The organism is Nonomuraea maheshkhaliensis (genome assembly GCF_039529435.1).
Lineage (GTDB): Bacteria > Actinomycetota > Actinomycetes > Streptosporangiales > Streptosporangiaceae > Nonomuraea > Nonomuraea maheshkhaliensis.
Genome location: NZ_BAAAMU010000010.1, coordinates 58,759 through 83,234, shown reverse-complemented (window position 1 = coordinate 83,234; position 24,476 = coordinate 58,759). Strand labels below are relative to the sequence as shown.

The 24,476-nt window shown below is 67.5% G+C and carries 30 protein-coding genes, 1 tRNA gene and 1 pseudogene; 17 read left to right on the top strand and 15 right to left on the bottom strand.

Going from position 1 to position 24,476, the window contains the following annotated elements; translation table 11 throughout:
- Positions 1-35: 35 nt before the first annotated feature.
- Positions 36-431, bottom strand: coding sequence for a hypothetical protein (locus ABFX54_RS09425; RefSeq protein WP_346103240.1), 396 nt, complete (start codon positions 429-431; stop codon positions 36-38).
- Positions 432-550: 119 nt separating this feature from the next.
- On the opposite strand from ABFX54_RS09425, the gene ABFX54_RS09420 reads away from it, so the two are divergent.
- On the top strand, positions 551-790 hold the full coding sequence (locus ABFX54_RS09420; RefSeq protein ID WP_346103238.1) for a hypothetical protein: 240 nt from the start codon (positions 551-553) through the stop codon (positions 788-790).
- A gap of 67 nt (positions 791-857) precedes the next feature.
- Here ABFX54_RS09420 and ABFX54_RS09415 read toward each other — a convergent pair whose 3' ends face one another.
- Positions 858-1,748, bottom strand: a complete 891-nt coding sequence (locus ABFX54_RS09415; protein WP_346103236.1) for an NAD(P)-dependent oxidoreductase — start codon at positions 1,746-1,748, stop codon at positions 858-860.
- Positions 1,749-1,904: 156 nt separating this feature from the next.
- Between ABFX54_RS09415 and ABFX54_RS09410 the strand changes: the two genes are divergently transcribed.
- From ABFX54_RS09410 to ABFX54_RS09395, 4 genes are all read left to right on the top strand, one after another.
- On the top strand, positions 1,905-2,267 hold the full coding sequence (locus tag ABFX54_RS09410) for a winged helix-turn-helix transcriptional regulator (RefSeq protein WP_346103234.1): 363 nt from the start codon (positions 1,905-1,907) through the stop codon (positions 2,265-2,267).
- A gap of 215 nt (positions 2,268-2,482) precedes the next feature.
- Positions 2,483-2,641: a hypothetical protein gene (locus tag ABFX54_RS09405; RefSeq protein ID WP_346103232.1), complete on the top strand. Its 159-nt coding sequence runs from the start codon at positions 2,483-2,485 to the stop codon at positions 2,639-2,641.
- A 418-nt stretch (positions 2,642-3,059) separates the two neighbouring features.
- Positions 3,060-3,434 (top strand): hypothetical protein, encoded by a 375-nt coding sequence (locus ABFX54_RS09400; protein WP_346103230.1) that lies wholly within the window; start codon positions 3,060-3,062, stop codon positions 3,432-3,434.
- A gap of 37 nt (positions 3,435-3,471) precedes the next feature.
- Positions 3,472-3,984, top strand: a complete 513-nt coding sequence (locus tag ABFX54_RS09395) for a DUF4240 domain-containing protein (RefSeq protein ID WP_346103228.1) — start codon at positions 3,472-3,474, stop codon at positions 3,982-3,984.
- A 27-nt stretch (positions 3,985-4,011) separates the two neighbouring features.
- Here ABFX54_RS09395 and ABFX54_RS09390 read toward each other — a convergent pair whose 3' ends face one another.
- Together ABFX54_RS09390 and ABFX54_RS09385 are read right to left on the bottom strand one after the other, a co-directional pair.
- Positions 4,012-4,257: an HFCD family protein gene (locus tag ABFX54_RS09390; RefSeq protein WP_346103226.1), complete on the bottom strand. Its 246-nt coding sequence runs from the start codon at positions 4,255-4,257 to the stop codon at positions 4,012-4,014.
- Complete coding sequence (locus tag ABFX54_RS09385; RefSeq protein WP_346103224.1) at positions 4,254-4,433, bottom strand: hypothetical protein; 180 nt, start codon at positions 4,431-4,433, stop codon at positions 4,254-4,256. The genes ABFX54_RS09390 and ABFX54_RS09385 overlap by 4 nt, the downstream gene beginning before the upstream one ends.
- On the opposite strand from ABFX54_RS09385, the gene ABFX54_RS09380 reads away from it, so the two are divergent.
- The 4 genes and pseudogenes from ABFX54_RS09380 to ABFX54_RS56880 all read left to right on the top strand — a co-directional run bounded on the left by ABFX54_RS09380 (position 4,419) and on the right by ABFX54_RS56880 (position 8,006).
- On the top strand, positions 4,419-5,957 hold the full coding sequence (locus tag ABFX54_RS09380; RefSeq protein ID WP_346103222.1) for a replication initiator: 1,539 nt from the start codon (positions 4,419-4,421) through the stop codon (positions 5,955-5,957). The genes ABFX54_RS09385 and ABFX54_RS09380 overlap by 15 nt on opposite strands.
- A complete protein-coding gene (locus ABFX54_RS09375; RefSeq protein ID WP_346103220.1) occupies positions 5,954-6,145 on the top strand; it encodes a helix-turn-helix domain-containing protein in 192 nt (63 codons plus the stop codon). The genes ABFX54_RS09380 and ABFX54_RS09375 overlap by 4 nt, the downstream gene beginning before the upstream one ends.
- Before the next feature lie 318 nt (positions 6,146-6,463).
- Complete coding sequence (locus ABFX54_RS09370; RefSeq protein ID WP_346103369.1) at positions 6,464-7,171, top strand: site-specific integrase; 708 nt, start codon at positions 6,464-6,466, stop codon at positions 7,169-7,171.
- Positions 7,172-7,268: 97 nt separating this feature from the next.
- Positions 7,269-8,006: pseudogene (locus ABFX54_RS56880) on the top strand (DUF3885 domain-containing protein).
- Positions 8,007-8,236: 230 nt separating this feature from the next.
- Here ABFX54_RS56880 and ABFX54_RS09355 read toward each other — a convergent pair.
- Complete coding sequence (locus tag ABFX54_RS09355; RefSeq protein ID WP_346103213.1) at positions 8,237-9,664, bottom strand: hypothetical protein; 1,428 nt, start codon at positions 9,662-9,664, stop codon at positions 8,237-8,239.
- 402 nt (positions 9,665-10,066) lie between these two features.
- On the opposite strand from ABFX54_RS09355, the gene ABFX54_RS09350 reads away from it, so the two are divergent.
- Together ABFX54_RS09350 and ABFX54_RS09345 are read left to right on the top strand one after the other, a co-directional pair.
- Positions 10,067-11,011 (top strand): ADP-ribosylglycohydrolase family protein, encoded by a 945-nt coding sequence (locus ABFX54_RS09350; protein ID WP_346103211.1) that lies wholly within the window; start codon positions 10,067-10,069, stop codon positions 11,009-11,011.
- 446 nt (positions 11,012-11,457) lie between these two features.
- A complete protein-coding gene (locus ABFX54_RS09345) occupies positions 11,458-12,090 on the top strand; it encodes a site-specific integrase (RefSeq protein WP_346103209.1) in 633 nt (210 codons plus the stop codon).
- Positions 12,091-12,199: 109 nt separating this feature from the next.
- Here ABFX54_RS09345 and ABFX54_RS09340 read toward each other — a convergent pair.
- From ABFX54_RS09340 to ABFX54_RS09325, 4 genes are all read right to left on the bottom strand, one after another.
- Positions 12,200-12,272, bottom strand: a tRNA-Thr gene (locus ABFX54_RS09340).
- Between the two features lie 20 nt (positions 12,273-12,292).
- Positions 12,293-13,258 carry a 23S rRNA (guanosine(2251)-2'-O)-methyltransferase RlmB gene (rlmB, locus tag ABFX54_RS09335; protein ID WP_346103207.1) on the bottom strand — a complete coding sequence of 322 codons (966 nt, stop codon included), beginning with the start codon at positions 13,256-13,258 and terminating at the stop codon, positions 12,293-12,295.
- 44 nt (positions 13,259-13,302) lie between these two features.
- Complete coding sequence (cysS, locus tag ABFX54_RS09330) at positions 13,303-14,694, bottom strand: cysteine--tRNA ligase (RefSeq protein WP_346103205.1); 1,392 nt, start codon at positions 14,692-14,694, stop codon at positions 13,303-13,305.
- 43 nt (positions 14,695-14,737) lie between these two features.
- Positions 14,738-15,124, bottom strand: coding sequence for a PPOX class F420-dependent oxidoreductase (locus tag ABFX54_RS09325; RefSeq protein ID WP_346103204.1), 387 nt, complete (start codon positions 15,122-15,124; stop codon positions 14,738-14,740).
- A gap of 304 nt (positions 15,125-15,428) precedes the next feature.
- On the opposite strand from ABFX54_RS09325, the gene ABFX54_RS09320 reads away from it, so the two are divergent.
- Positions 15,429-16,634: a DUF2637 domain-containing protein gene (locus ABFX54_RS09320; protein WP_346103202.1), complete on the top strand. Its 1,206-nt coding sequence runs from the start codon at positions 15,429-15,431 to the stop codon at positions 16,632-16,634.
- A gap of 315 nt (positions 16,635-16,949) precedes the next feature.
- Here ABFX54_RS09320 and ABFX54_RS09315 read toward each other — a convergent pair whose 3' ends face one another.
- The 4 genes from ABFX54_RS09315 to ABFX54_RS09300 form a co-directional block, all read right to left on the bottom strand.
- Positions 16,950-17,219, bottom strand: a complete 270-nt coding sequence (locus ABFX54_RS09315; RefSeq protein ID WP_106244160.1) for a GlsB/YeaQ/YmgE family stress response membrane protein — start codon at positions 17,217-17,219, stop codon at positions 16,950-16,952.
- Positions 17,220-17,316: 97 nt separating this feature from the next.
- Positions 17,317-17,604, bottom strand: a complete 288-nt coding sequence (locus tag ABFX54_RS09310; protein WP_346103200.1) for a GlsB/YeaQ/YmgE family stress response membrane protein — start codon at positions 17,602-17,604, stop codon at positions 17,317-17,319.
- Between the two features lie 186 nt (positions 17,605-17,790).
- Entirely contained in the window at positions 17,791-18,261 is a 471-nt protein-coding gene (gene ispF / locus ABFX54_RS09305) for a 2-C-methyl-D-erythritol 2,4-cyclodiphosphate synthase (protein ID WP_346103199.1), read from the bottom strand.
- A gap of 17 nt (positions 18,262-18,278) precedes the next feature.
- Positions 18,279-18,761, bottom strand: coding sequence for a CarD family transcriptional regulator (locus tag ABFX54_RS09300; protein WP_043624891.1), 483 nt, complete (start codon positions 18,759-18,761; stop codon positions 18,279-18,281).
- Positions 18,762-18,940: 179 nt separating this feature from the next.
- On the opposite strand from ABFX54_RS09300, the gene ABFX54_RS09295 reads away from it, so the two are divergent.
- Entirely contained in the window at positions 18,941-19,594 is a 654-nt protein-coding gene (locus tag ABFX54_RS09295; protein WP_346103196.1) for a copper chaperone PCu(A)C, read from the top strand.
- A gap of 38 nt (positions 19,595-19,632) precedes the next feature.
- Here ABFX54_RS09295 and ABFX54_RS09290 read toward each other — a convergent pair whose 3' ends face one another.
- Both ABFX54_RS09290 and ABFX54_RS09285 read right to left on the bottom strand, forming a co-directional pair.
- Positions 19,633-20,325: a response regulator gene (locus ABFX54_RS09290; RefSeq protein WP_346103194.1), complete on the bottom strand. Its 693-nt coding sequence runs from the start codon at positions 20,323-20,325 to the stop codon at positions 19,633-19,635.
- Positions 20,322-21,503: a sensor histidine kinase gene (locus tag ABFX54_RS09285; protein ID WP_428834515.1), complete on the bottom strand. Its 1,182-nt coding sequence runs from the start codon at positions 21,501-21,503 to the stop codon at positions 20,322-20,324. Before ABFX54_RS09285 ends, ABFX54_RS09290 begins: the two co-directional genes overlap by 4 nt.
- Before the next feature lie 124 nt (positions 21,504-21,627).
- On the opposite strand from ABFX54_RS09285, the gene phoU reads away from it, so the two are divergent.
- The 4 genes from phoU (at position 21,628) to ABFX54_RS09265 (ending at position 24,448) form a co-directional block, all read left to right on the top strand.
- Complete coding sequence (gene phoU, locus ABFX54_RS09280; protein ID WP_346103193.1) at positions 21,628-22,272, top strand: phosphate signaling complex protein PhoU; 645 nt, start codon at positions 21,628-21,630, stop codon at positions 22,270-22,272.
- 79 nt (positions 22,273-22,351) lie between these two features.
- Complete coding sequence (locus ABFX54_RS09275) at positions 22,352-22,633, top strand: hypothetical protein (protein ID WP_346103191.1); 282 nt, start codon at positions 22,352-22,354, stop codon at positions 22,631-22,633.
- Between the two features lie 113 nt (positions 22,634-22,746).
- On the top strand, positions 22,747-23,196 hold the full coding sequence (locus tag ABFX54_RS09270; RefSeq protein WP_346103189.1) for a GbsR/MarR family transcriptional regulator: 450 nt from the start codon (positions 22,747-22,749) through the stop codon (positions 23,194-23,196).
- Between the two features lie 40 nt (positions 23,197-23,236).
- Positions 23,237-24,448, top strand: a complete 1,212-nt coding sequence (locus tag ABFX54_RS09265; protein WP_346103188.1) for a cytochrome P450 — start codon at positions 23,237-23,239, stop codon at positions 24,446-24,448.
- The last annotated feature ends 28 nt before the right edge of the window (positions 24,449-24,476 follow it).

Here is a 24,476-nt window from a genome sequence, read left to right as displayed (position 1 = left end):
CGCATGAACACAAGCTGGACCTTCCTCATCATGAGTCAGCCGCTGGTCATCCGAAGGTCGCCGGCCCAACTCTCCGCAACCACAGTCCCCGAATCGAACACGAACTCAGTTCCCACCCGCTCGGTGCCGTCCACTCCGCCGCCGAACCGCTCGACAACACGGACGAGTCGTTCACCGATGTGCCGCACGAAGGGAACGCCATCCGGGGCGGAGACCACATCGACGCGGCTGCCCAGCTCTTCCATCACGTAGCTCTGCCCTGGTTCGCCTGGCTCGATCCGGAACGACCAATCGGCGGCGACTTCAACGCCAATGATCACTGACTCCAAGCGAAGCCGCACCTCGATGACTTCAGGGGCGTTGGTTCCATGCACGAACTGGGCGACTACTACGTCGATCAGACGCTTGGTCGCCAGACTCGCAAGTTCCATGAAATCGGCTACCCTGCTTTGATCTCATTCCCGGGGGCGGTCGCCGCCACGATACGCGCACCCGAACGAGGTGCCCGGCGACCGGTGGACTGGTCCCGTTTCGCGATGTACTCCGTCGCGTGCGGCCGGCCGAAGGGGAGCTCGCAGGCACCCACGGCGACGGCATGGTGCTGTCCGCAGCCCGCTGCGCCCGTGTGCGCATCGACGACAAGCGCTATCTGGAGCCGATCCCAGAGGACGAGCTGCACCTCACGAAAACGGGCGCGGAGCTGTCGGCGCAGGTATCCCAGAGCGAGGCATCGCTGGAGATCGCCGGCAGACACCCTCGCACGGCTTATCGACTCCTACCGATGAGTTGAGCCGGTCCGGCGAGTCCGTCAGGTGCGGCCCCGATGGACGCTTTATCCGGGTTTGGAACCGTCCGGCTTATGGCTGTCGCACCGGCTTTCTGAGCACCTCGGTGAGGGCCGAGATGCTCTGATCGCCGTAGCCTGCCTCGGCTGCCCGCCTCACCAGGTCATGAAGCGGGGCGAGCCAGGCCGTGTCGACGTTCGTCTCCTTGGCCAGGTCCTCGTCGTGGGCCGCCCCCGCCAAGAAAAGGTTCACGGAGGAGGCGGCGTCGGCATAGTCGCCGCTGTCGATCTCCTTGGCGTAGATCGGCATCAGGGACTTGATCATGTCCAGCCACTTGCCGGCGAAGCGCACCATCGTGTGCACCTCCAATCCACGCGCCTGGATGGCGGCGGCGCCCTGGAAGAAGCCGACGAGTGCCGGCAGCAGCATGGCACCCACCGCCATCTCGTACAGGGCGGCGAGGTCGCTTTCGTCGCCGAGGTGGACGGTGTCGCCGCCCAGCACCTCCAGGACCGTCTCGAACTCCTCGAAGACCGTCTTGTCGCCGCTGTAGTACAGCAGGGTGTCCGGCGCTCCCACGGCCGAGGGCACGTTCTTGACCGCTCCGGCCAGGAACCGGGCGCCGTGCTCGATGGCCCAGGCCGCCGTCTCGCGGGCGCCGGCCGGGGAACCGCTGTTGAGGGTGACCAGGGCCCGCCCACGCAGCGGCGCGCCGGCCGGCTGCAGTGCCAGCCGGGTGTCATCAAAGGTGGTCAGACAGGTGATGACCAGGGGACTTATCGCCACCGCGTCCTCGATGGCCTCCGCATGCCTGGCTCCCTTGGCGATGAGGGGCGCGGCTTTGGCGGAGGTCCTGTTCCAGACAGTGGTCGGGTGTCCGGCCTTGATGAAAGCCTCGGCCAGTGCCGTGCCCATCGAGCCCAGACCGATGACGGTCACCGGTGTCATGTTCTTCGCAGTCATATGCATACTCCAGTCGCAGAGGTAAGGAGGCGAGAGCGCTGCCTTGGAGACCGTCGTGGTCTTGGCGCGGGCCTGCTTCATGCTGGCTGGAGCACCTACATTCTCTCAAGTACCTACTTTTTTGTCGGGTACTGACATAAGTGTGAGTATGGGTCGGTGAAGGAGACGAAGAAACGGACGTTCACCTGCGGTCTCGACGCAGCCATCGCCGTCATGGGAGGCAAATGGAAGGGACTGATCCTGTTCGCGCTCCAGGATGGTCCCCTGCGCTTCGGGGAGTTGCGGCGCGCGGTCCCCGGCATCAGCGAGCGGGTGCTGATCTTGCAGTTGCGGGAGATGGAGACCACCGGACTGCTGCATCGTGAGGTCTATCATCAGGTTCCGCCGAAGGTGGAGTACTCGCTCACCGAGTTCGGTCATTCACTCAACACCGCCATGGCGCCGCTCGGAGAGTGGGGCGAGGAACACATCGAACGCATCGAGGCCATCCCGTTCGACGTGGATCGCAGGATGACGTGATTCTGGGATTGCCATTTGTCGTGGTCGAACCGGGCGGGGCGGGCGCCATGAACGCGACCGATCACCCGGACGTGTCCAGATGAGGTGGCGGTGGAGGTCGGTGAGCCGGGCAGGCGCTGTGGGCCGGGAACGCGCTGGACACCTCGACGTTGTCGGCCGAACGGCGGGTGCGGCCGGCAGCGGAACTCGCCCGGGCACACGCGCAGCTTCGCCAGGTGGACGAAGCGGTGGCTCGGCTGCTGGAAGCCGAGAGCATCACACCGGACCACATCCATACCCGCCGGGTCGCGCGGCAACTCGTTTCCGACCTGCTGTCGATGCAGGACTCGGCGTCATTCGAGCTGTGGGAACTGGCCGAACGGGCAGGCGCGTAGGAAGTAAGCGCACTTACCCTCCCGTCTGGAGGTACTAAGGGGCGCCAGCGGGATCTGGCTGGGGTTGGGGGCGCGCCCCCGGTGCCACGGCCTGAGTCCACGTGCGCGTAGCGCTCCCCCGCGATGCCATGCGTTTCCCCGCCGAAAGCCGAAAGGCCCCTGAGCGCGGTTCAGGGGCCTTCTGGTGCAGAGCCGACGAGGGGAATCGAACCCCTGACCTTCTGTTTACAAGGTCCCCAAACGATCTTCGCGATAGTTCGGACCCGTTCGCCACGCCGGTCGCCAGACGTACGGGTGTTCAGATACGTTCGCCTCAGTTCATGATCGTCCACTCGGGTGGCTCCCAGGAGGCGGGGAGGACATCTCCGCAGACGCGACAGGATCGAGGCGTGCTGGCAATGTGCCTGGAGGGTGCTCGATGACCGATGACCTTGGCGAGACGCTTCCCCTAGACAAGTTGAATGCGCTCCGGCTCGGCCGCCTTCTTGTCGCTGAGGTAAAGGCGAGTCGGCCGGGTTGTCGGGCGTGGGTCGAGATTCGCCCGATCCTTACAGAGGCTGATGCCGCCGCCCAGCGAGAGGGGTGGACACGAAGCGACGCGGGGCGTGCCTTCCAGCTTGCACATCGTGAGTTCGTCACCGAGCACCTCGATGGCTGGGATTACGACACAGGGAGCAGCGAGATCAAGCAGGCATTGGCTCGGGATGAGGCAGAACTCGTGAGGCGACTGCAGACATGGAGTGTTCCGTCCGAGCGCCTCGCCTATCCGTGGAACACCGACTACCCGGCTTAATGCGCTGTCAGCTTGGGAACCGGCTGCTGATCTTTCCGTGCTGATCTGGGAAAACGGGGTGCAGGTCAGCACGGATCGCCTGCCCGTGAGTGACCGTGAGAGAGACCGCGACTGTCCGACTGTTCTGGCACGGATCTGGCACGCGATCGAGGTCTTCGCGTCGCGGCATTGTCAGTCGAGCCTGGCACCATGCAGCGTCATGAACGCTGACGAGTTCTGGCTCTTCATTCGGCGGTCCCAGGAAGTGACCAGCGATCCTGATGAACGCCTGCAGTGGCTCGCCTTCCACCTCGCGCGGAGCCCGCTGGCCCGGATCGTCGACTTCCAAGTCCTTCTCAACCAGATACGACGACGATCCGACACGTACGAAATGTGGGAAGCCGCCGACCTGATCCTCGATGGCTACTGTTCCACCGACAGCTTCTGGTACTTCCAGGCTTGGCTGATCGGGCCAGCCGCGTACGCTTACCCGCCTGGCTCGCCTGCGCCTGGGACGGCCTGGGTTCCTTATGTGGTCCTGCCACCTGCTCCAACCTCTTCCACGGAATGATCAAACTACCCGCGGCTGATAGGTGTTTCAGACCGGAACTGGTTCATGAACTCTGACGCGGAAGGGTTCATCGGGTTTGCGGTACTGGCTGCGGACGGGACGGCCGGTCTGTTTCTCCAGCTCGGCGGCGTCGATGAAGTCGAGTGCTGATGGGGTGGCGATGATCTGGACGGTCCAGCCGGCGTCTTGGGCGAGGGTGACGAGGCGGCCGACTTGGGGGGCTGGTCCTGCGGCGCAGACGATGATGTAGAGGACTTTGCCGGGTTGGGTCACGCGATGACTCCCAGGGTTGCCGCGTATTCGCGGGCTTCACGGCGGACGCAGATCGGGGCGGTTGCCAGGATGTCACGTACCAGCCGGAGGGCCGCGGGGCGGCCGGTGATCTCCTCGGGGGCGATCTCGCCTGCGGCGCGCAGGATGTTCAGGGCTTTGTCGTGGTGGTTCCACATGAGGAAGGCGCGGGCGGTGTCGAGGAGGAGGGCGGCTTTGCGTTCGTTGATGGGGAGCTGGTCCAGCTCGACGTCCCGTGCGGGGCCACCCTCGACAGCAAGTGCCCTCCGTGTGCCAAGCGCAACAAGCAACTCCGCAAGGCCCAATGCCGCGAAGGCTGGCACCTCGATACCGAACCCACCATCACACCGGACGAGCCGAACGAGGAACAACGCTGGCTCGTGGAGTTCCGCGCCGACTACCAAGCTCAGCGTGAGACCGCCGAGAAGGCCGGCGACGACACCACCGAACTCGACGCGATCATCACCGGCCTGGACGAGGAGATCAACGCCGCCGGGATGCGCGGCAATGTCCTCGGCCGCACCACCGCCAAGCGCTCCCGCTCCACCAAGAGGCGGCAGGACGCGCCGAATCCGCCCAAGCGCAAGATGATCCACACCACCCTGGGACGCACCTTCCACGGCACGGACGGCAAGGTCTACCGGCCGTCCCTGTTCGTCACGCTCACCTTGCCCTCGTACGGCAAGGTACGCGACGGCATTCCCGTCGATCCGGACACCTACGACTACGCGCGGGCGGCTCGCGATGCGCTGCACTTCTCCAAGCTGGTGGACCGGTTCGTACAGAACCTGCGCCGTGTCGCGGGCTATGACGTGCAGTACTTCGCGAGCGTGGAGCCTCAGAAGCGGCTCGCCCCGCACCTGCACATGGCCATCCGTGGAACGCTCCCACGAGCGGAGATCAAGCAGATCGCCGCCGCCACCTACCACCAGGTCTGGTGGCCACAAGCCGACGAAGTGCGCTTCGACGGCGATCATCTACCAGTGTGGGACGAGGAGGCCGGCTACCTCGACCCGATTACCGGCGAAGTCCTGCCCACCTGGGACCAAGCCCTCGACACGCTCGATGAGGAGGCCGAACCACTCCACGTCATCCGCTTCGGCGAACAGGTCGACGTGCAAGGCGTACTCGCCGGAACCCCGGATGCCGACCAGTGCATCCGGTATCTGTCCAAGTACCTGACCAAGAGCCTCGGCGACGCCCTCGACGCAGGGCAGGCCCAGCAACAGCACGCCGCCCGCATGCTGGACGCGCTGCGCTACGAGCCCTGCTCACCCGCCTGCCCGAACTGGCTCCGCTACGGCATCCAGCCCAAAGGAGCCAAGCCCGGGATGGCTCCGGGCCGCTGCCGCTCCAAGGCCCACAAGCCCGAACACCTCGGCTACGCCGGACGCCGCGTCCTCGTCTCCCGCAAGTGGTCCAACAAGACCCTCGCCGAACACAAGCAGGACCGCCGCACCTGGGTCCTGGAAGCTCTCGGCCAGACCGACCAGCCCACCGACCCACACCGCTACATGTGGAAACCCGCCCCGGCCGGAGACGCCAACGTGCCACCGCTGGCCGTCCGGCTGCTCCGTACCGTCCACGAACGCCAACGCTGGCGAGCCCACCTCCGAGACCTGGAGGCCAGAGCAGCCGGACAAGATCTTTCGGCAACCGAGTCCACAGGGAGGGCCGCATGACCGCGAACATCGCTCCTCTCCTCCTCCGGCCCGAAGAGGCGGCCGACTACCTCGGCATCGGCCGGACCAAGATCTACGAACTGATCCGCTCCGGCGCGCTCAGGTCCGTTCGCATCGGCACCCTCCGTCGCATTCCGGCAACCTCACTCACCGAGTTCGTGACCCAACTTGAACAGGAAGCAGCATGAGCACCAAGAAGCGCGGCCAGAACGAGGACTCGATCTACAAGGACGGCGACCGCTGGCGTGGTGCGGTCTCCCTCGGCTACGGCCCGGACGGGAAGCGCACCCCCAAGAAGGTCTCCGGTAAGACCCGCGCCGAAGTCGTCGAGAAGGTTCGCAAGCTCAAGGAGACCCTTGCCAAAGGTGCTCCCGTCCCAGACGACCGGCTGACGGTCGCCGCGTTCCTCGATCGCTGGCTGCTCCACCTGCCGGGCCACATCTCGGATGGGACCTTGGACGACTACGAGGACAACGAATGGAGGCAGGAGCGGCCAATTGAAGGGGGTGGATCTCTGCATGGCGCCAGGCGTGGCCGATCACCGTATGGGCGTCCTCGTCCTCCTGGCCCTCGTCTTCGGCCTACGTCGTGGCGAGGTGCTCGGGCTCATGTGGAACGCCTTCGATCCGGACGCACGCACGCTTCGAGTCACCCACTCCGTCAAGCGCCTCAAGAACCGTGACCCAGACGGCATCAACAAGACCCGCATCGTGATCAGCGAACTCAAGACGAGGCGTTCACGTCGCGTCCTATGCCTGACGCCCGAACTGATCGAGGCGATCAAGCACCACAAAGCCGTCCACAACAAGGAGCGACTCAAGGCCGGCGCGGACTGGACGGAGCACGGCCTGATGTTCCCGACGGCTTTCGGCAATCCGTCTGACCCGGACACCTTCTCGCACCTGTTCTCCCGGCTGGCCAAGAAGACGGGCCTCGGCCATTGGCACCCGCATGAGCTTCGCCACTCAGGCGCGTCGCTCATGCTCGCCCAGGGCAACCCGCTGCACGTCGTGTCCGAGGTCCTCGGCCATGCCAGCATCGCGATCACCAAAGACGTCTACGGGCACCTCCTGGAGGGCGACCGCCGCGCCGCGACCGAAGCCATCTCCGGCGCTCTCCTGGGGAAACAGCCCCCGGTGGCTCCCAAGGTGGCTCCCAAAGACGCCGAAGACACCGGTCGAAGATCGGAAATCAGTAGGCCCCTGACGGCGTAACGCCTGTTCAGGGGCCCTTTGATTGCGGAGCCGACGAGGGGAATCGAACCCCTGACCTTCTGTTTACAAGAGACTTCGAGGTTGTCCACAGCTGTCCATGACTCTCGCGGTCCCCTGGTCGCTCCCCGCATCGGAGGACCGGCGATCCGCAGCCATCCATGATCGTCCAGAACAGCTGTTAGCGCCAGCGTTAGCAAGATCGTGCCACAAGGTGATCAACCTTTACCCTGGGCGAGTGCCTTTCCAAGAACTCCCGAGCCCCGACTTACCCGAGCTGTCGGCATTGTGGTGGTCGCACTGGCCGGACAGTCCCCCAATCGCTCACCAGCTTCACGGCGATCGGGACCGCTGGGTACGCTTTCACAGCCTGCCGGAACCCAAGCGGTACGCCGACACCGCCGCCGAATACCAGATCCTGCTCGACCGCTACAACACCGTGCTCACCGAACTGTGCGCCAGCCACCCCGTCTAAATCGTGACCATGAGCTTCGTTCCCGACGAAGGCATCGAGGTGTGGTCCCCCACCGATCCGCACGCCCTCAATCCCGGCTCACGCCCATGGACGAGGCTCCGCGAGGACGACGACGCCGATCCCGGCGGAACCATGCACCTACACGTCAGCGAGCAGCTCTGGAAGCCACGAATCCTGGACCCCCTGCTGCGGGCGGTCGCCGATGACGAGTGCGCCGGCGTCATCATCATGGACACCGACTTGCGACGCCTCTACCTCCCCTACGACGGCGGCGCCGACGTCATCCTGCCCAGCCCGCAAGAACGAGACGCCCTGAAGAACAGGCACGCCGACTGGCTCTCTACACACCCGCTCGGACTCTGATCCCACCCGTCCTACTTGCAAAGCAAATCGAACTCCAGTTCCCGGTGGCCACGCATAGCCTGTGACCTGCGCTGACAGTGTGAGAACGTCCGCTGACGTTTGTGATCGTCTCTGCCGGTTGTCACGCAGAGCCCGGATGTGAGCTTCTGGTTGGCTTGTCGGGGCCGTCCAAACGGGTGCATCGATCTGAAGGGGCCAATTTCTCTGCCAGTAACCACAACGAGTTGTGGTTACTGGATGAACAGGACGCTGGGCCCGTCAGCGGGCTCGTGGATCTCGCCGAGCGTGCGCAGGAAACGGCGGCTGTGCGGATACAGGTATTCCTCAGGGAGCCAGCCGGTGGCGCGGGTAATGCCGGCGTCTTGCAGGTCGTGGCGAATACGGCGGGCGAGCATCGCGGCGACGGCCTGTCCGTGACGGGTGCGGGTGATCCGGAAGTCGGTGAACTTGCACAAATCAAGTGACGGCTGCTGGAACTGAATCTCCACGGTGCCGAGGACTTCTCCGGCGGTCACACCGCCCGATGGTCGCTTCTCATAGGACCATCGGCGAAGATCCCACACCCGCGGCTCGTCCTGAAACTCAGCCTCTCGTACCTGCACCTGACCATCTTCGCCGACCACGGCGACATACCGGATCCGGTTGTCGGAGCATGGGGTGAGGTACATGTGGCGGCGTGAGCAGAGCGGATCCCAGTGGTAGGCGAACCAGATCAGTGACGCGGCCAGATCAGGATGGGTGCCGGTCCATCGATCGTCGAAAAGGAACCACTGCTCGAAGTCGTCATAACCGTCGTGGATGAACATCTGGGCCACATGCTCGCCCACCTGGATGACGGTGCGTTCGCGATGACGCTCTCGTTCGGGTGGGATGGTGTCCAGTAGACGCAGCGCTTCTATATGGGAGCGAGGCGGGTGAGGCTGCTCCCCTGAAAGCCACCTGTACTCGGGCCAGCGGTTGCAGCGCTCCAGCGCAGCGGCGATGCCATCCTCGTCGGGTGCGACCAGTGCGCGCAGCACCTCCAGTTCCAGGGGCCATTCGTCGGTGGAGGTGTCGAGGTCGCGTAGCGCGACGCCGAACTGTGGGAGTCGTACGCCGGGTAACGCATGAGTGGGATTCCAGCCGATGCTGTCATGCTTCGCCTTGCAGGTGAGCAGGACGGCGTACACGGTCCCTTCCCCCGAAGGCGGGTGGTCGGTCAAATCGGTGACCTGTAGCGGCGCCGTGAACGCCGTGGTGCTCAGAGGAGGGCCGGCGGCCTCGGGTAGCGGCCCGTCGTGTACGGCGAAAGACCACCGCTCGAGATTGGCAGCGACGGCGGCATCGTCCACGAGATAGTAGGCCACGTCGTAGTCCAGTCCGTTGGCGAGAACGCGCACGCTGTGCTCGTCGACGTTGCACTGGTAGGACTCCGGGAGCCGCGTTCTGGCCAGAGTTCGCAGTTCCTGCATGGTTTGCGGAGCTGGGCCCCCCTCCGAGAAAAGCCGGTCCAGCCCATAGGCGGTCGTGCCCAGCTCGCGTGTGAGCCAGTCATAGGGGTCTTGGGCGCAAGCATCACTCCAAACATTGCGGACCCAGTCCAGCACCGTTGGCTCGGCCACATGCCGTACCGACTTGCCCAATATCCCTTGATTCCACGATCGATAGATCACATACATAGTGGCCCGCCTGAAGATCGCCGAGTAGGGGCATCCTAGCGACGCCCGATCTAGCGAATCGCCGACTCCCTCAGCGCTCGCGTGCAGGCCGAACAAGAGCAGATCGCCAAGGGCTAATGGCACGTTAATGGCACGAACGCCCCGCCACGTGATCAGTGGCGGGGCGTTTTCCCTGGTGGAGCCCAGGAGATTCGAACTCCTGACTTCCTGCTTGCAAACGGGAGCCAGTGACCTCATCGAGGGCCCGCATCCCTAGTCAAGCGGTAGATGCGGGTTGACAACGTGTGATCTCGTAAGCCGACGTTGCTGTATTCCGCTGCTGTACGCAACGCTCTGCCCGGCGCCCTGACCCGTCTTGACCTGCCCCGCCCTCTCCGTCGATCAGCTCGGTAGCCTGCCAAAGTGAACCTTACGCAGCGTGCCGTTGGCGCGATCGTCGGCTCGGCTGTGGGCGACGCGTTGGGTGCGCCATTCGAGTTCGGCCCGCCAGGAGCGTTCTCCTCCCGCTTCCCGCTACCGAGTGCCGGCGGCGAGATGAGCGGAGGCGGCGGCTGGGACTCCGGTGAGGCCACCGACGATACGCAGATGGCCGTTCACGTAGCCGAGTCACTGTTGGAGCATGGCGGCCTGAACCTGCCGGACATCTTCGCCCGCTTCCAACGGTGGGCAGCCGATGATCCCAAAGACATCGGACTACAGACCGAAGACGTACTGACCCGCGGCCTGCCCTGGGACCAGGCCGCCACCGCCCACTACCAAAGCAGCCACCGAGCCGCTGGAAACGGCGCGCTCATGCGGGCCACCCCGTCGGCGGTGTACTTCGCCCGCGACGGCCGACAGGCCACCATGGACGCCGCCCGACACATCGCCGCCCTCACCCACGGCGACCCGGCGGCACGGGAAGGCACCGCGATCTTCCACGACCTGATACGTATCGCCCTGAACGGCGCGGACCCCGTGGACGAGCTCTCCCAGACCCTCGCAGCCGTCCAACCCGACCATCGTCAGCGCTACGCCACCGTCCTCGCGACCGACTGGCATCCCGACCACGCCACCGAGTTCAACGGCGCCGTCTGGCCCTGTCTCGGCTCAGCCGTCTGGGCCCTGCGCACCACCCGCAGCTACAAGGACGCCATCCGCGCCGCCATCGACCTGGGTGGCGACACCGACACCGTCGCCGCTGTCACCGGCGGCCTGGCCGGAGCCGTATACGGACCGACAGCAATTCCCACCCACTGGACCGACCCCCTACACATTCCGCTACCCGGAAGCAGCGGCCGAATCCTGCGCCTGCCTCACCTGCTCGACCTTGCTCGTGACCTCGCAGAGCGTCCGAGCACAAACTGACGGCTGAGCCGGGCCCACCAGAGTGCGACGACTGTCCGCTTTTCAGGCGGACCAACTGCTTTGGTGCCCGGATTATCGACCAAGGTCAGCGGTAGCGTGAGGCTGCCGTCGAACGCTCGTGGTGGCCGACGTTGTCATCGCTGCTGTCGTCAACGCTCATACCACCTCAGCCACGGCATCCGATGGCAAGACCCGACGAAGGAGGGTCGCGGCAGCCGATCGCCCAGGCCACCTACGGTGAGAACCGAAGTCAGCGATCGTCACGGCCGTCAGTGATCAATCTATGACTAATAGTGAGCGCTAGAAGATCGTCCCCTAGGCCAACCGAGCACTTGGACGGCTGCTCGAGCGATGGTCGGGGAGCCGCCGCCGCAGTTGCCCGAAGCCATTGTTAGAACCCCGCCGAACGCGCCAAGCTCCCACGCACCCAGGCCACCGAGCCCGGCATGATCTGGACCCCAGCCCAGCTCCGCGCGTTCCTCATGACGGCTCACGAGCACCGCCTGTACGCCTTCTTCCACCTGGCCGCTTATACGGGCGCTCGTCGCGGCGAGTTGCTCAACCTCCGCTGGACAGATGTGGACCTGGACAAGCCACAGATCCACATCACCGGCACAGGGCCAGTGATCGACCGCCAGCGGGTCGAGGGCACCACCAAGAGCGGACGTTCCCGCGTGGTGTCCCTCGACCCTGGCACGGTCAGGGTCCTCAAGGCTCACCGCGCCCGCCAGGACGAGGAACGTCTCCGCCTCGGCGAGTCGTGGAAGGGCGGCGGCGCGTACGTCTTCACGACCGGCTGGGGAGACCCACTGTTCCCAGATACGCCCAGCTCCCTGATGCCCAAGCTCATCGAGACCCACAACAACCAGAACCCGAGAGCCCAGCTCCCCCACACCCGCCTACACGATCTCCGCCATATCCACGCCACGACGCTGCTCCTGGCCGGCGTCCCAGTCCACGTCGTCGCGGCCCGCCTGGGGCACGCCGACCCGGCGATCACCCTGCGCGTCTACGCCCACGTCATCCACGAGCAAGCGGCGTCCGCCGCCGACGTCTTCGCCAGGGCCGTCAACGGCTGAAGACGGGAGCCACCGTGTTAGCAAGCCCGTTAGCAAGATCTCGACATTGTCCTGACAAACCAAGAAGCCCCTGACGGCGAATCGCCTGTTCAGGGGCTTCTTGTTGCAGAGCCGACGAGGGGAATCGAACCCCTGACCTTCTGTTTACAAGACAGATGCTCTGCCGATTGAGCTACGTCGGCACGGCCTACCAGTGTAGACGCTAGAGACGCCTGTGACGAGCGACTTCGTACAGCGCCACCCCCGCCGCCACCCCCGCGTTCAGTGACTCCGTGGCGGCATGGATCGGGATGCGGGTCACCACGTCGCAGTGTTCGCGGACCAGGCGGGACAATCCCTTGCCTTCCGAGCCTACGACGACCACCAGGGGCTCGGTCAGGAGGTCGGCGTCGCCGATGTCGGTCTGGCCGGCGCCGTCGAGGCCGACGACGAAGAGGCCGGCTTCGCGGTATTCGCGCAGGGCCGCGGTGAGGTTGGCGGCGCGGGCGACGCGGAGGTTGGCCAGGGTGCCGGCGGAGGTCTTCCAGGCGCCGCCCGTGACGCCGGCCGAGCGGCGGGACGGGATGAGCAGGCCGTGGGCGCCGAAGGCGGTGGCGGAGCGGGCGATGGCGCCCAGGTTGCGGGGGTCGGTGACCGAGTCGAGGGCGACGATCAGGGGCACCTCGCCGGCGTCGTGGGCGAGCTCCACCAGCTCCGACGGGTGCGCGTAGTCGTAGGCCGGGATCTGCAGGGCCACGCCCTGGTGGACGGCGCCCTCGGTCAGGCGGTCGAGCTTGTCGCGGGTGACTTCGAGCAGGGCGATGCCGCGTTCGGCCGCGATCTTGATGGAGTCGCGTACGCGATCGTCGTTGTCGATGCGCTGCGCGACGTAGAGGGCGTTGCACGGCACCCCGGCCTGCAGCGCCTCCAGCACCGGATTGCGGCCGCCGATGTATTCGGGGGCGTCTTCCGAGCGGCGCTGCCTGGCGGGTGCAGGGCGGCGCGCGCCGCCGCCCTGGTCTTCGCGGGCGATGCGCTCGCCGCGGGCCTTGTCTTTGTACCAGTGACGCATCTCGGCAGGCGGAGTCGCGCCGCGGCCCTCAAGCGACCGGCGCTTCTGCCCACCGGTGCCCTTGGCCGGGCCCTTCTTCTTCGCGGGCCTGCCCGACGATCTACCCCCAGCTGCCATGGAACAAGGGTACTCGGGCCGCCGCCCATCTCGGCCCAGATGATCTAGCGGGTGAGCTCCCAGCGGGCGCCGTGGGGGGTGTCCTCGACCGTGATGCCCGCGGCCGAGAGCTGGTCTCTGATCGCGTCGGCGGCGGCGTAGTCTTTGCGCTCCCTGGCCGCCTTGCGCTGCTCCAGCGCCACCGCCACCAGCGCGTCGACCACCGGCGTCAGGTCGGTGCCGGCGGTGCGCCACTGCGGCGAGCGCGGGTCGAGGCCGAGGACGTCGAGCATGTTCTGGGTCTCGGCCAGCAGCCGGGCCACGGCCTCCTTGTCGCCTCGCGCCAGCGCCACGTTGCCCTCGCGCACCACCTCGTGCACGACGGCGAGCGCCTGGGGCGTGCCCAGGTCGTCGTCGAGCGCGTCGGCGAACGCCTGCGGCAGCGGCGCGTCGGCGTCGACGTCGTGGATGACCTCGGCGGCCCGCGTCACGAAGCCCTCGATCCGCTGGTACGCGGCCGCGGCCTCCAGCAGCGCCTCCTCCGAGTAGTCGATCGAGGAACGGTAGTGGGGCGCCGCCAGGTAGTAGCGCAGCTCGACCGGGCGCACCTTCTGCACCATGTCGGGGATCAGCAGCGAGTTGCCGAGCGACTTGCTCATCTTCTCGGCGCCGATCTTCAGCATGCCGTTGTGCATCCAGTAGTGGGCGAAGTCGTCGCCGGCCGCCTGGGATTGGGCGATCTCGTTCTCGTGGTGCGGGAAGATCAGGTCGATCCCGCCGCCGTGGATGTCGAACGCCGGGCCGAGGTATTTCGTGGCCATCGCCGAGCATTCGAGGTGCCAGCCGGGACGCCCGGGGCCCCACGGGGTCGGCCAGGTCGGCTCGCCCGGCTTCTCGCCCTTCCACAGAGCGAAGTCGCGCGGGTCGCGCTTGCACGACTCGTCGTCGGTGTCGGCCGCGGCCCGCATGTTCTCCAGCTTCTGGTTGGAGAGGGAGCCGTAGCGGTCGGCGTAGGAGCGTACGTCGAAGTAGACGTCGCCGCCCGAGGCGTAGGCGTGGCCGCGCTCGATCAGCCGCTCCATGAGCGTGATCATCTCGGGCACGTGGCCGGTGGCGCGCGGCTCGACGGTCGGCGGCAGGCAGCCCAGCGTGTCGTACGCCCACGTGAAGGCCCGCTGGTTGCGCTCGGCCACGACGAACCAGGGCACGCCCTCCTGGGCCGACACCCTGATGATCTTGTCGTCGATGTCGGTGACGTTGCGGCAGAACGTCACCTCGTAGCCGGAACGCGCCATCCAGCGCCTGAGCACGTCGAAGTTGACGCCCGACCGGATATGTCCGATATGCGGGGGAGCCTGCACGGTCGCGCCACACAGGTAAATCGACGCCCGGCCGGCTTCGACCGGAACGAATTCACGGATGGCGCGTGTACTGGTGTCGTAGATGTGCAGGCTCACGAACGCAAGGCTAACGCCTCAGAGCCGTCATCACGCCGATAAATCAGCCTCGCAAGTAGACCCAGTCCGGCGAGATCCGTACGATGAGCCGCTCCGTGCCCGGCTTGTCCTCCCATGAGCGACCTCGGTACTTCTGCGACAGCTCCTCGATAAGCGCGCCCTCCGGGTCGGGCGTCACGGTCGCCCGGCCGCGCACCTCCACGTAGCGCAGCGGGTTGTCCGGATCGATCACCAGCAGGCTCACCCGTGGGTCGCGCTCGAAGTTACGCGGCTTCTGGCGGCCTTTCACGGTCGAGAACAGCACGTCGTCGCCATCCGTACGCACCCACACGACCGACGACTGCGGCCCGCCGTCGGGGTTGAGACTCGCCACGGTCGCGTAATTCGGCGCGTCCAGGAGTTTGCGGACATCGGCTGACAGCGCGGCCATGTAATGCCTCCCATGAGTGATGGATCGGGCGGGCGGTTGATCGGTCCGTCGTAGGATCTCATCAAAGATGCTCACGGCCGCCCAGGTCCCGTCCTCCGGTGTGACGGCGCAGGGGTTCGTCGCTGCGGCGGAGCGGTGCGGGAGTCCTCTCCTGACGCGGCCGGCTCTCTCCGTCGCGGTGGGTGTTGATGAACGCGGTACGCCTCGCCGGGCGCGCCGGAAGGCCGGAATCCCGCGACTGGCCGAGGAATCGCCCGCCGCCATGAGCGGGGAAGAAGTCAATCTTCTGTAGGCTCGAACCGCCATGGACGTGACTCCCCCCTCTGTGCTCCGCCGACTCGGCCTCGCTCTGGCCGGTCTCGCGGTCGCCGCCCTCGCCGGGGCCGCCTGCGCGCTGTCCTTCGACGACCTGCGCGCGCTGGCCCTCACCGGCGAGGCCCGGCAGGACCTCGCCTTCCTCTATCCGGCCGCCTTCGACGCGCTGCTCCTGGTGGCGCTCATCGGCGTGCTGCTGCTGCGCCCGGCCAGGACGCTGGTACGCGTGCAGGCGGCGTTCGTGCTGGTGCTGCTCATCGTGGCGGCCGCGGCGGTGAACGTGGCCTCGGCGGTGCGGTTCGAGTTCGGCGTGCGGGAGGCGGCCATCGGCGTGGCGCTGGCGCCGTGGGTGATGCTGGCCCTGGCGCTGTGGCTGTGGTTATTGCTGATCAAGCACGTGCAGGGCCGTCGCGGGCAGGCCGCCGAGCAGGATCCGGAACGTACGGCGGAGCAGGACCTCGTGCCCTTCCACCGGCCTCATCCCCAGGCCGAGACCCCGCCCACGCTCGCCACGGCGTCGGCCGCGCCCGTTCTGGAGTCCGCTCCGGTGGTCGGCCCCACCGCCGCTCCCGAGACGCCGCCGGTGTCGGCGCGGGTGAGCGAGTGGCCGGTGCAGGAGGAGGAGTCGCCTCAGCCCGCCACCGATGCTCCCGCCGTGCCCGCGCCCCGTCCCGCCCCTGAGCCCGCGCCCGGCAGCCCCGTTCATGAGGCCCCTCCCGCACCTCGGCCGGCCCCAGCGGACGTGACTCCGGCAGACGAAGCCCCAGCGGATGACGTCCCCGCGGATGACGTCCCCGCGGATGAGGCCGCCGGCGAGCCGCGGCCGGCTCAGGCGTACGAAGCCGCTGACGAGCCCCAGCCCGCGCCCGAAGTGACACCTGCTCCTGAGCCCGAGCCGGTGACACGGCCCGTGCGCTGGGGGGATCGGGTCAAGCCTGCCGACGTCCTCGTCCACCCCCGTCCCAGCGCGGACGACAAGGACGCCGACACCCAGCCGCACCCCATCGTCGCGGACGACACGCCCGACCCGAAGCACGGCCCGGAGTTGGCCGACGTGGAGGAGCGGAGGCAGGTCGCCGGCCGGACGGAGAACGCGGGCGAGATGGAGGACACCGCGCCCCATCCGGTGATCCACGACGACACCCCGGCCCCGGCCGAGCGTCTGCGCAGCACCCCGCGCCCGCCCGAGGACTGAACACGAGGGACGGGCCGTCAGCAGCCCAGAACGCTCGACGCGGGCGATGGGCCGTCCCAAGGCCCCGAACGGCCCACGCCGGGAGGGACGGGGCGGCAGAAGGCCCGAGAAGGGGTCAACGCGGCGGAAACGGCCTGTAGGACAGCATGAGGGGACCCGCCCGGGATCGCTTCCCGGGCGGGTCCATGTATCCCGCTTCGCCGGCGCGTCCGACGCTCCATCGCGTCAGCCGCCGCGGCCCGAGCCCTGCGCCACGTCAGACGCTCCGTCGCGTCGTACGCCGCGTAGGCCGTCGCGTCGCCTCAGGCGGTCGCGTCAGACGCTGCGACCGCGCCGCAGGCCCGCGACCAGGCCCACACCGACGATTGCGAGCACCACCTGCATCACCAGCTCGATCCAGTCGATGCCGGGGGTCGTCTCCACACCGAGTACCTGCGCGAGCAGCGTCCCCAGCAGCGCGGCCACGATGCCGACGACGATGGTGAGGATCCACCCGATGGCCTGCCTGCCGGGCAGCAGCAGACGACCGATTGCGCCGATCACGGCGCCGATCACGATGGCGCCAAGGATGGATTCGATGGTCATGACATGAAACCTCCCCGTGAGGGTGAGCGGTTCACTCTCACGGGAAGTGGCCTACCCGATCTACGGCTTTTATGCGCCGAATTTACAAATGGCCAGGTCAGGTCGTTGTTCGGCCGCCTCGGCCGCCGCGTCCCATGCCCATCTTGGTCACGAGGAGCACGCCGGCGATGGCCAGGACGAGCTGCAGGATGTGTTCGATCCAGTCGATCCCTCGCGTGTCGGCCCATCCGAACGCCTGGGCGATCAGGGTGCCGATCAGGGCCGCCACGATGCCGACGATCAGGGTCAGGCCGATGGACATGTTCTGCCGGCCGGGCACCAGCAGCCGGGCCAGCGCACCGACGATGGCGCCGATGACTACCGCGGATACGATCGCGCCGATCATGTGTAGCTCCCCCCGAGACGTTCACATGTCTTGGGACACATACCCTCTGATCAGGCAAACTACGCATAGATGGGAAGGCGGCGGCCCGTACCGCGCCAGTGACGAACCGCCGCCTCCGCATTCAGCGGGTCGGCCGGCGACCCGCCGGGACACCCTCACGTATCCCTACGTAAAGACGCCCGGCGCTCAGGAAAGGTTGACCACGAGGGCCGTCGCGATGGCCGCGATGCCCTCGCCGCGGCCGGTCAGGCCCAGGCCGTCGGTGGTGGTGGCGGAGACGCTCACCGGCGCCCCCAGGGCCGCGCTGAGCGCCTTCTCGGCCTCCTCGCGGCGTGGCGCCAGCTTGGGCCGGTTGCCGATCACCTGGATCGCCACGTTGCCGATCTCGTAACCGGCGGCGCGCACCTGGCGCGCGGTCTCCTCCAGCAGGGCCGCGCCCGTGGCGCCGGCCCAGCGTGGGTCGGCCGTGCCGAACAGCCGCCCGAGGTCGCCCAGGCCGGCCGCCGACAGCAGCGCGTCGCACGCCGCGTGGGCGGCGGCGTCGCCGTCGGAGTGGCCGTCGAGGCCGATCTGGTCGGGCCAGGACAGCCCGGCGAGGTTGAGCTCGCGTCCTGAGTCATCCGATGCGAACGGGTGGACGTCGACTCCGACGCCCACCCGTGGAAGATGTGTGTTCAGGAGTTGAGAACCTCGTCGAGCAGGGCCTCAGCCTTGTCCTCATTGGTCTTCTCGGCAAGAGCCAGCTCGCTGACGAGAATCTGGCGCGCCTTGGCGAGCATGCGCTTCTCACCCGCCGACAGGCCACGCTCACGATCCCGGCGCCACAGATCCCGAACCACCTCGGCGACCTTGTTCACATCACCGGAGGCGAGCTTCTCCAGATTGGCCTTGTAACGACGAGACCAGTTGGTCGGCTCTTCCGTGTGCGGCATGCGAAGGACGTCGAAAACCCGCTCAAGGCCTTCCTGGCCGACAACATCGCGCACACCGACGAGTTCCGCGTTTTCAGCTGGCACCTGGACGGTAAGGTCGCCCTTGTCGACCTTGAGCACCAGGTAGGTCTTTTCCTCACCCTTGATGGATCGCTTCGTGATTGCTTCGATCCGAGCAGCCCCATGGTGGGGGTAGACGACAGTGTCGCCGACCTGGAAAGTCATGTGACAAGTACCCCTTCCGCTGTACTCCAGGGTACCACGCGTCCACAGCCTCCCGGAACAGTGAAATCCTCATAACTGCAGGTCAACGCCGCATATTGGGGCTTGACAAGCGCTCAACAGTATGAATCGCATTTCCGGACATAGCGAATGACCTGCGGGGGTGCGGATATGACCTTGCATTGGGGTGGATATGGTGGGCGCTGCACATCACGCACGCGCGACACCTGCGCAAGACCAAGGAGAACCCGCCCGTGACCAGCCGTCGCTGGATTGTCGTAGCCGCCGCGTTCTTGGCCGCCCCCGTGCTGGCGGGCTGCGGGGCAGGATTCGACGCCACCACCAACAAGCCGTACGCGCCGAACGAGGCGCAAGTGTTGCTCGATAACGGCCAGTACGGCAGCAAGAGCGGCATTCACATCCCGCAGGCGTTCATCCTCGGCCCCGACTCAGGAGCGCAGCTCCCCTGGCGCGGCTCGGCCCCGATCTACCTGAACATCCTCAACACGGCCGGCGCCCCCGACACGCTGCAGGCCGTCTCGGCAGGGAACATGGGCACCGTCAAGGTCACCGCCCCGATCCAGCTCCCGGTCGGCCAGCTCGTCAACACCGGCAAGCCCACCCCTCAGCTCATGCTGGAGGCGATCCCCAAGAGCCTCAGGGGCGGCGAGAGCATCAAGCTGGACCTCCAGTTCGCCCAGGCCGGTGTCGTGTCCATGAACGTGCCTGTGGTCACGCGCAGCCGTGAGTTCGCGCAGTATCCCCCGGCCCCCGGCGCCACCCCGGCGCCCACGCCCACCCCGACGGCCACCGCCCCCGCGGAGGAGGCCCACTGACAGCGGGTGAGAGGGCCCCGGACACGTGCCGGGGCCCTTCACTCCTCGGTGGCGTCGAACTTGTAGCCCAGGCCGCGCACGGTCAGGATGCAGCGCGGGTTGGACGGGTCCGACTCGATCTTGGCGCGCAGCCGCTTGACGTGGACGTCGAGCGTCTTGGTGTCGCCCACGTAGTCGGCACCCCAGACGCGGTCGATGAGCTGGCCCCTGGTGAGCACCCGCCCGGCGTTGCGCAGCAGCACCTCCAGCAGCTCGAACTCCTTCAGCGGCAGCTGCACCTGCTCGCCGCGCACGGCGACGACGTGGCGGTCGACGTCCATCCGCACCGGGCCGACGGCCAGCACGGCCGTCTCCAGCTCCTCGACGAGGTCGCCCTGGCGGCGCAGGACCGCGCGGATGCGGGCGACCAGCTCGCGCGAGGAGAACGGCTTGGTGACGTAGTCGTCGGCGCCCAGTTCGAGGCCCACGACCTTGTCGATCTCGCTGTCCTTGGCCGTCAGCATGATGACCGGCACCTTGGAGCGCTGCCGCAGCGAGCGGCACACCTCCGTGCCGGGCAACCCGGGCAGCATCAGGTCGAGCAGCACCAGGTCGGCGCCGTTGCGGTCGAACGTGTCGAGCGCCTCGGGCCCGGTCGCCGCGACCGACACCTCGAAGCCCTCCTTGCGCAGCATGTAGGACAGGGCGTCGGAGAAGGACTCCTCGTCCTCGACGACGAGAACACGGGTCATGGGGCTGCCTCCAGGGGAATCGAGGGTGGTACTGCCACCGCCGTGCCGCCGAAGGCGGGCAGGCGGAGCGTGAAGGTGGAGCCGGACCCTTCCTTGCTCCAGACGGACACCTCGCCCGCGTGCGCGGCGGCGACGTGTTTGACGATGGCCAGGCCGAGCCCGGTGCCGCCGGTGGCGCGCGACCGGGCCGCGTCGACGCGGAAGAAGCGCTCGAAGATGCGTTCCAGCGCCTCCTCGGGGATGCCGATCCCCTGGTCGCTGACGCTGATCTCGACCGAATCGCCCGCGGGGCGCACGCTGACGACGACCCTCGTGTGCTCGGGGCTGTAGGCGACGGCGTTGTCGATCAGGTTGCGCAGGGCGGTGACGAGCAGTTCGACGTCGCCCCAGACGCGCAGGCCCTCGGTGCCGCCGGTGACGAGCGTGATGTCCTTGGCGGAGGCCCTGGTGTTGCAGTGGTCTATGGCGTCGGACACGGTCTCGTCGATCACGACCTGGCCGGGGGTGGGGATCGGCTCGGCGCCCTGGATCCGGCTGAGCGTGATCAGGTCCTGGATCAGGTAGTTGAGCCGGGCCGCCTCCAGTTGCATGCGCCCGGCGAAGCGGCTGACCGCCTCGGGGTCGTCGGCGGCGTCCTGGATGGTCTCGGCCAGCAGGCTCATGGCGCCCACCGGGGTCTTCAGCTCGTGGCTGACGTTGGCGACGAAGTCGCGGCGTACGGCCTCGACCCTGCGCCGCTCGGTCTGGTCCTCCGCCAGCACCAGCACCTGGCCGTAGGAGCCGAGGGGGGCGACGCGGACGGCGAAGTTCGTGGTCTCCTGGCCGAACTTGTGGCCGGCGACGTCGATCTCGCTCTCGCGGATCTCGCCGTCGCGACGCACCTGTCTCGCCAGGGCGAGCAGCTCAGCGGCCATCAGCCGGTCGCCCTTGACCAGCCCGAACGCCCGCGCCGCCGAGCTGGCGCGCAGCACGCGGTCGTGGGCGTCGAGGACCACGGCGGACGAGGGCAGCACGGCCAGCACGGACGCGACGCCCTGTGGCAGTGCGGCGCCTGTCTCGATTCCGTCCGCGGCGGTGGTGCGGCTGGGCGCCTCGATCTGATTGCGGTAGAACAGGACCGCCAGGGCGCCCACCACGAACCCGGCCAGGGCCGCGAAGCTCATGGCCATCTCACTCATGTCTCCGATGGTAGGCGGCGTTTTCGCAGGGACAGACCCCCTCATCAGGGGATGAACGCCCCTTTCCTGGAAAGTTCATCTGGCCGTAGGGGTTCGTTCATCGAGCGAGTCGTACGGTGACGGCATGCGTGACGCGTACCACGAAGAACTCGACGCACTGACCGACAAGCTGGTCGAGATGACCCGCCTTGTCCGCTCGGCGATCTCCCGTGCCACCACCTCCCTCCTCGACGCCGACCTCACCCTCGCGGAGAGCGTCATATCCCGCGACGAGGAGGTGAACGCGACCTTCGCCGACATCGAGACCTCGATCTTCGAGCTGATGGCCAGGCAGCAGCCGGTCGCGGTGGATCTGCGGATGGTCATCACGGCGCTGCGCATGGGCACGGACCTCGAACGGATGGGTGACCTCGCCGTCCACGTCGCCAAGGTCGCCCGGCTGCGGCACCCCGACTCGGCCATCCCACCCGAGCTGCGCTCCACCATCCTGGAGATGGGCCAGATCGCCGAGACGCTGGTCACGAAGGCCGGCAGCTGCGTGGCCTCGCGCGACGTCGAGTCCGCGCTCGAGCTGGAGCAGGACGACGACGCGATGGACCGGCTGCATCGGCGGCTGTTCAGGAAGATCCTGTCCAAGGAGTGGGAGCACGGGGTCGAGCCGGCGATCGACATCACGCTGGTGGGACGCTATTACGAGCGGTACGCCGACCATGCGGTACGCGTGGCGCAGGACGTCGTCTACCTCGTCACCGGGACCCGCCCGAGCTGACGACCGGGGCCGGGCTTGACGCCGGGACGGGATGGTCCATGCTGGGCCGGGTACGGGTGCCGTTCTGGAGGTCTGGCCGATGGCGGAGGAAGAGGCGCGCGCGACCAGGCGGTGTTTCGCGTGCAAGCGCACGTTCAGCGCCGCCCCGGAGACGGTGGAGACGGTGCTGATCGACCCTGAGACCGGCCTGCCGCCGGGTTTCACCGTGCTCGGCACCCTCCGCCCGGCCGGCCCGGACGCCGTGGCCCGCTCGGCCGACCAGCCGATCTGCCCCGCCTGCCTGGAGAAGGCGGCGAGGCTCTGGCAGACCTACAACGCGCCGCCGCCCACCTGGCCGAGCTGGCCCCCGCCCGAGAACTGACCTCGTCCCGGCGGGTCGACGACGCGGTTCTTCACAACTCCCGAATCACGGCGTACCGTACGTAAAGTACGTACTTGACGATAATTGCGGAGTTGATGCCGGTGGAGCCCCCGGTGAGGGAGTTCGTCGACCGGATGGGGCTGGTCATGGAGCGGCTGGGCGGCACGCGGACGATGGGCCGCCTGCACGCCTGGCTCATGGTCTGCGACCCGCCCGACCAGTCACTCACCGACCTGGCGGCCGAGCTCGGCGTGAGCAAGACCGCGATCAGCACCGTCGCCAGGCAGATGGAGATGATCGGCATGGCCGAGCGGGTGCCCACGGCCGGTCGCGAACACCGCTACCGGGTGGCCGACGGCGGCTGGACGCACGCGATGCGGGTTCAGCTCGCCGGCCTGGAGGTCAGTCTCGACGCGCTGGACTTCGGGCTGTCGGTGCTCCCCGAGGACCGGCCGGAGCCGCGCGCCCGGCTGACGGAGGCGCGCGAGTTCTTCGCCTTCCTCATGCAGGACACCGACCGGCTGATCGAGCGCTGGGAGGAATACCGCGAGAAGTCGTCATGACGTACGCCACAGCAGAGGGATCCTCAACCAAGGAGTGACGATGGCGCACATCGTCGAGCGGTACGACGTCCCCAAGCAACTGTTCTGGCTGCACGGGCCCCGGACCGGCCCGGCCGTCGAGTTCGACGCACGGACCGGGATGTGGTCCGTGTACGGATACCCGGAGCTGCAGGAGGTGCTCGGCGACCCCGCGACCTTCTCCTCCGACACGATGCGGGTGGTGCCGAAGGACCTGGTGCCGAAGGACGGCTTCTCGCTGGAGGGCTTCATCACCCAGATCGACCCGCCGGAGCACGGGAAGCTGCGCAAGCTGGTGAGCAGCGCGTTCACCCGTAAGGTGGTCGCGGACCTGGAGCCGCGGATCGCCGCGATCACCCACGAGCTGCTCGACGCGGCGCGGGAGGGCGAGCGGTTCGAGCTGGTGCGCGACCTGGCCTATCCGCTGCCGGTCATCGTCATCGCCGAGCTGCTCGGCGTGCCCAGCGGTGATCGCGCGCTGTTCAAGCGGTGGGCGGACGCGCTGTTCCAGCGGGACGCCGACATCTCGGTCAACCCGTCCCCCGAGGAACGCGGCGCGGCGCTGGAGGCCACGATGAAGCCGTGGCGCGAGATGAGCGACTACCTGGCCGGCCACGCGGCCGAGCGCCGCGGGGAGCCGCGCGCCGACCTGCTCACCAGGCTGGTCGAGGCCGAGGTGGACGGCGAGCGCCTGCCCGACGAGCAGGTGGTCAACTTCGCCATCCTGCTCCTGCTGGCCGGGCACATCACCACGACGATGCTGCTCGGCAACACCGTGCTGTGCCTGGACGCCTTCCCCGATCAGCAGGACAGGGTGCGCGCCGACCGCGCCTCGGTCCCGGCCGTGATCGAGGAGTCGCTGCGGCTGTTCACGCCGTTCGCGCTGCTCGGCCGGGCCACCACGCGTGAGGCGGAGCTCGGCGGGGTGACGATCCCGGCCGATCAGCTGGTGATGTGCTGGATGGCCGCGGCCAACAGGGATCCGCGGCAGTTCGGGGACCCCGAGGCGTTCGATCCCGATCGCGATCCCAACCCGCATCTGGCGTTCGGCCGGGGCATCCACTTCTGCCTGGGCGCGCCCCTGGCCAGGCTGGAGGGGCGGATCGCGCTGAACATCCTGCTCGACCGCTTCGCCGTCCTGCGTACCGATCCGGAGGACTCCGTGGAGTTCATCCAGGCGCCGTCGCTGACCGGGCTGCGCCGCCTTCCGCTGCTCGGGAAGCCGTCGATGTGAGGTCGCGGGGCGGGGCCGCGTGGCCCCG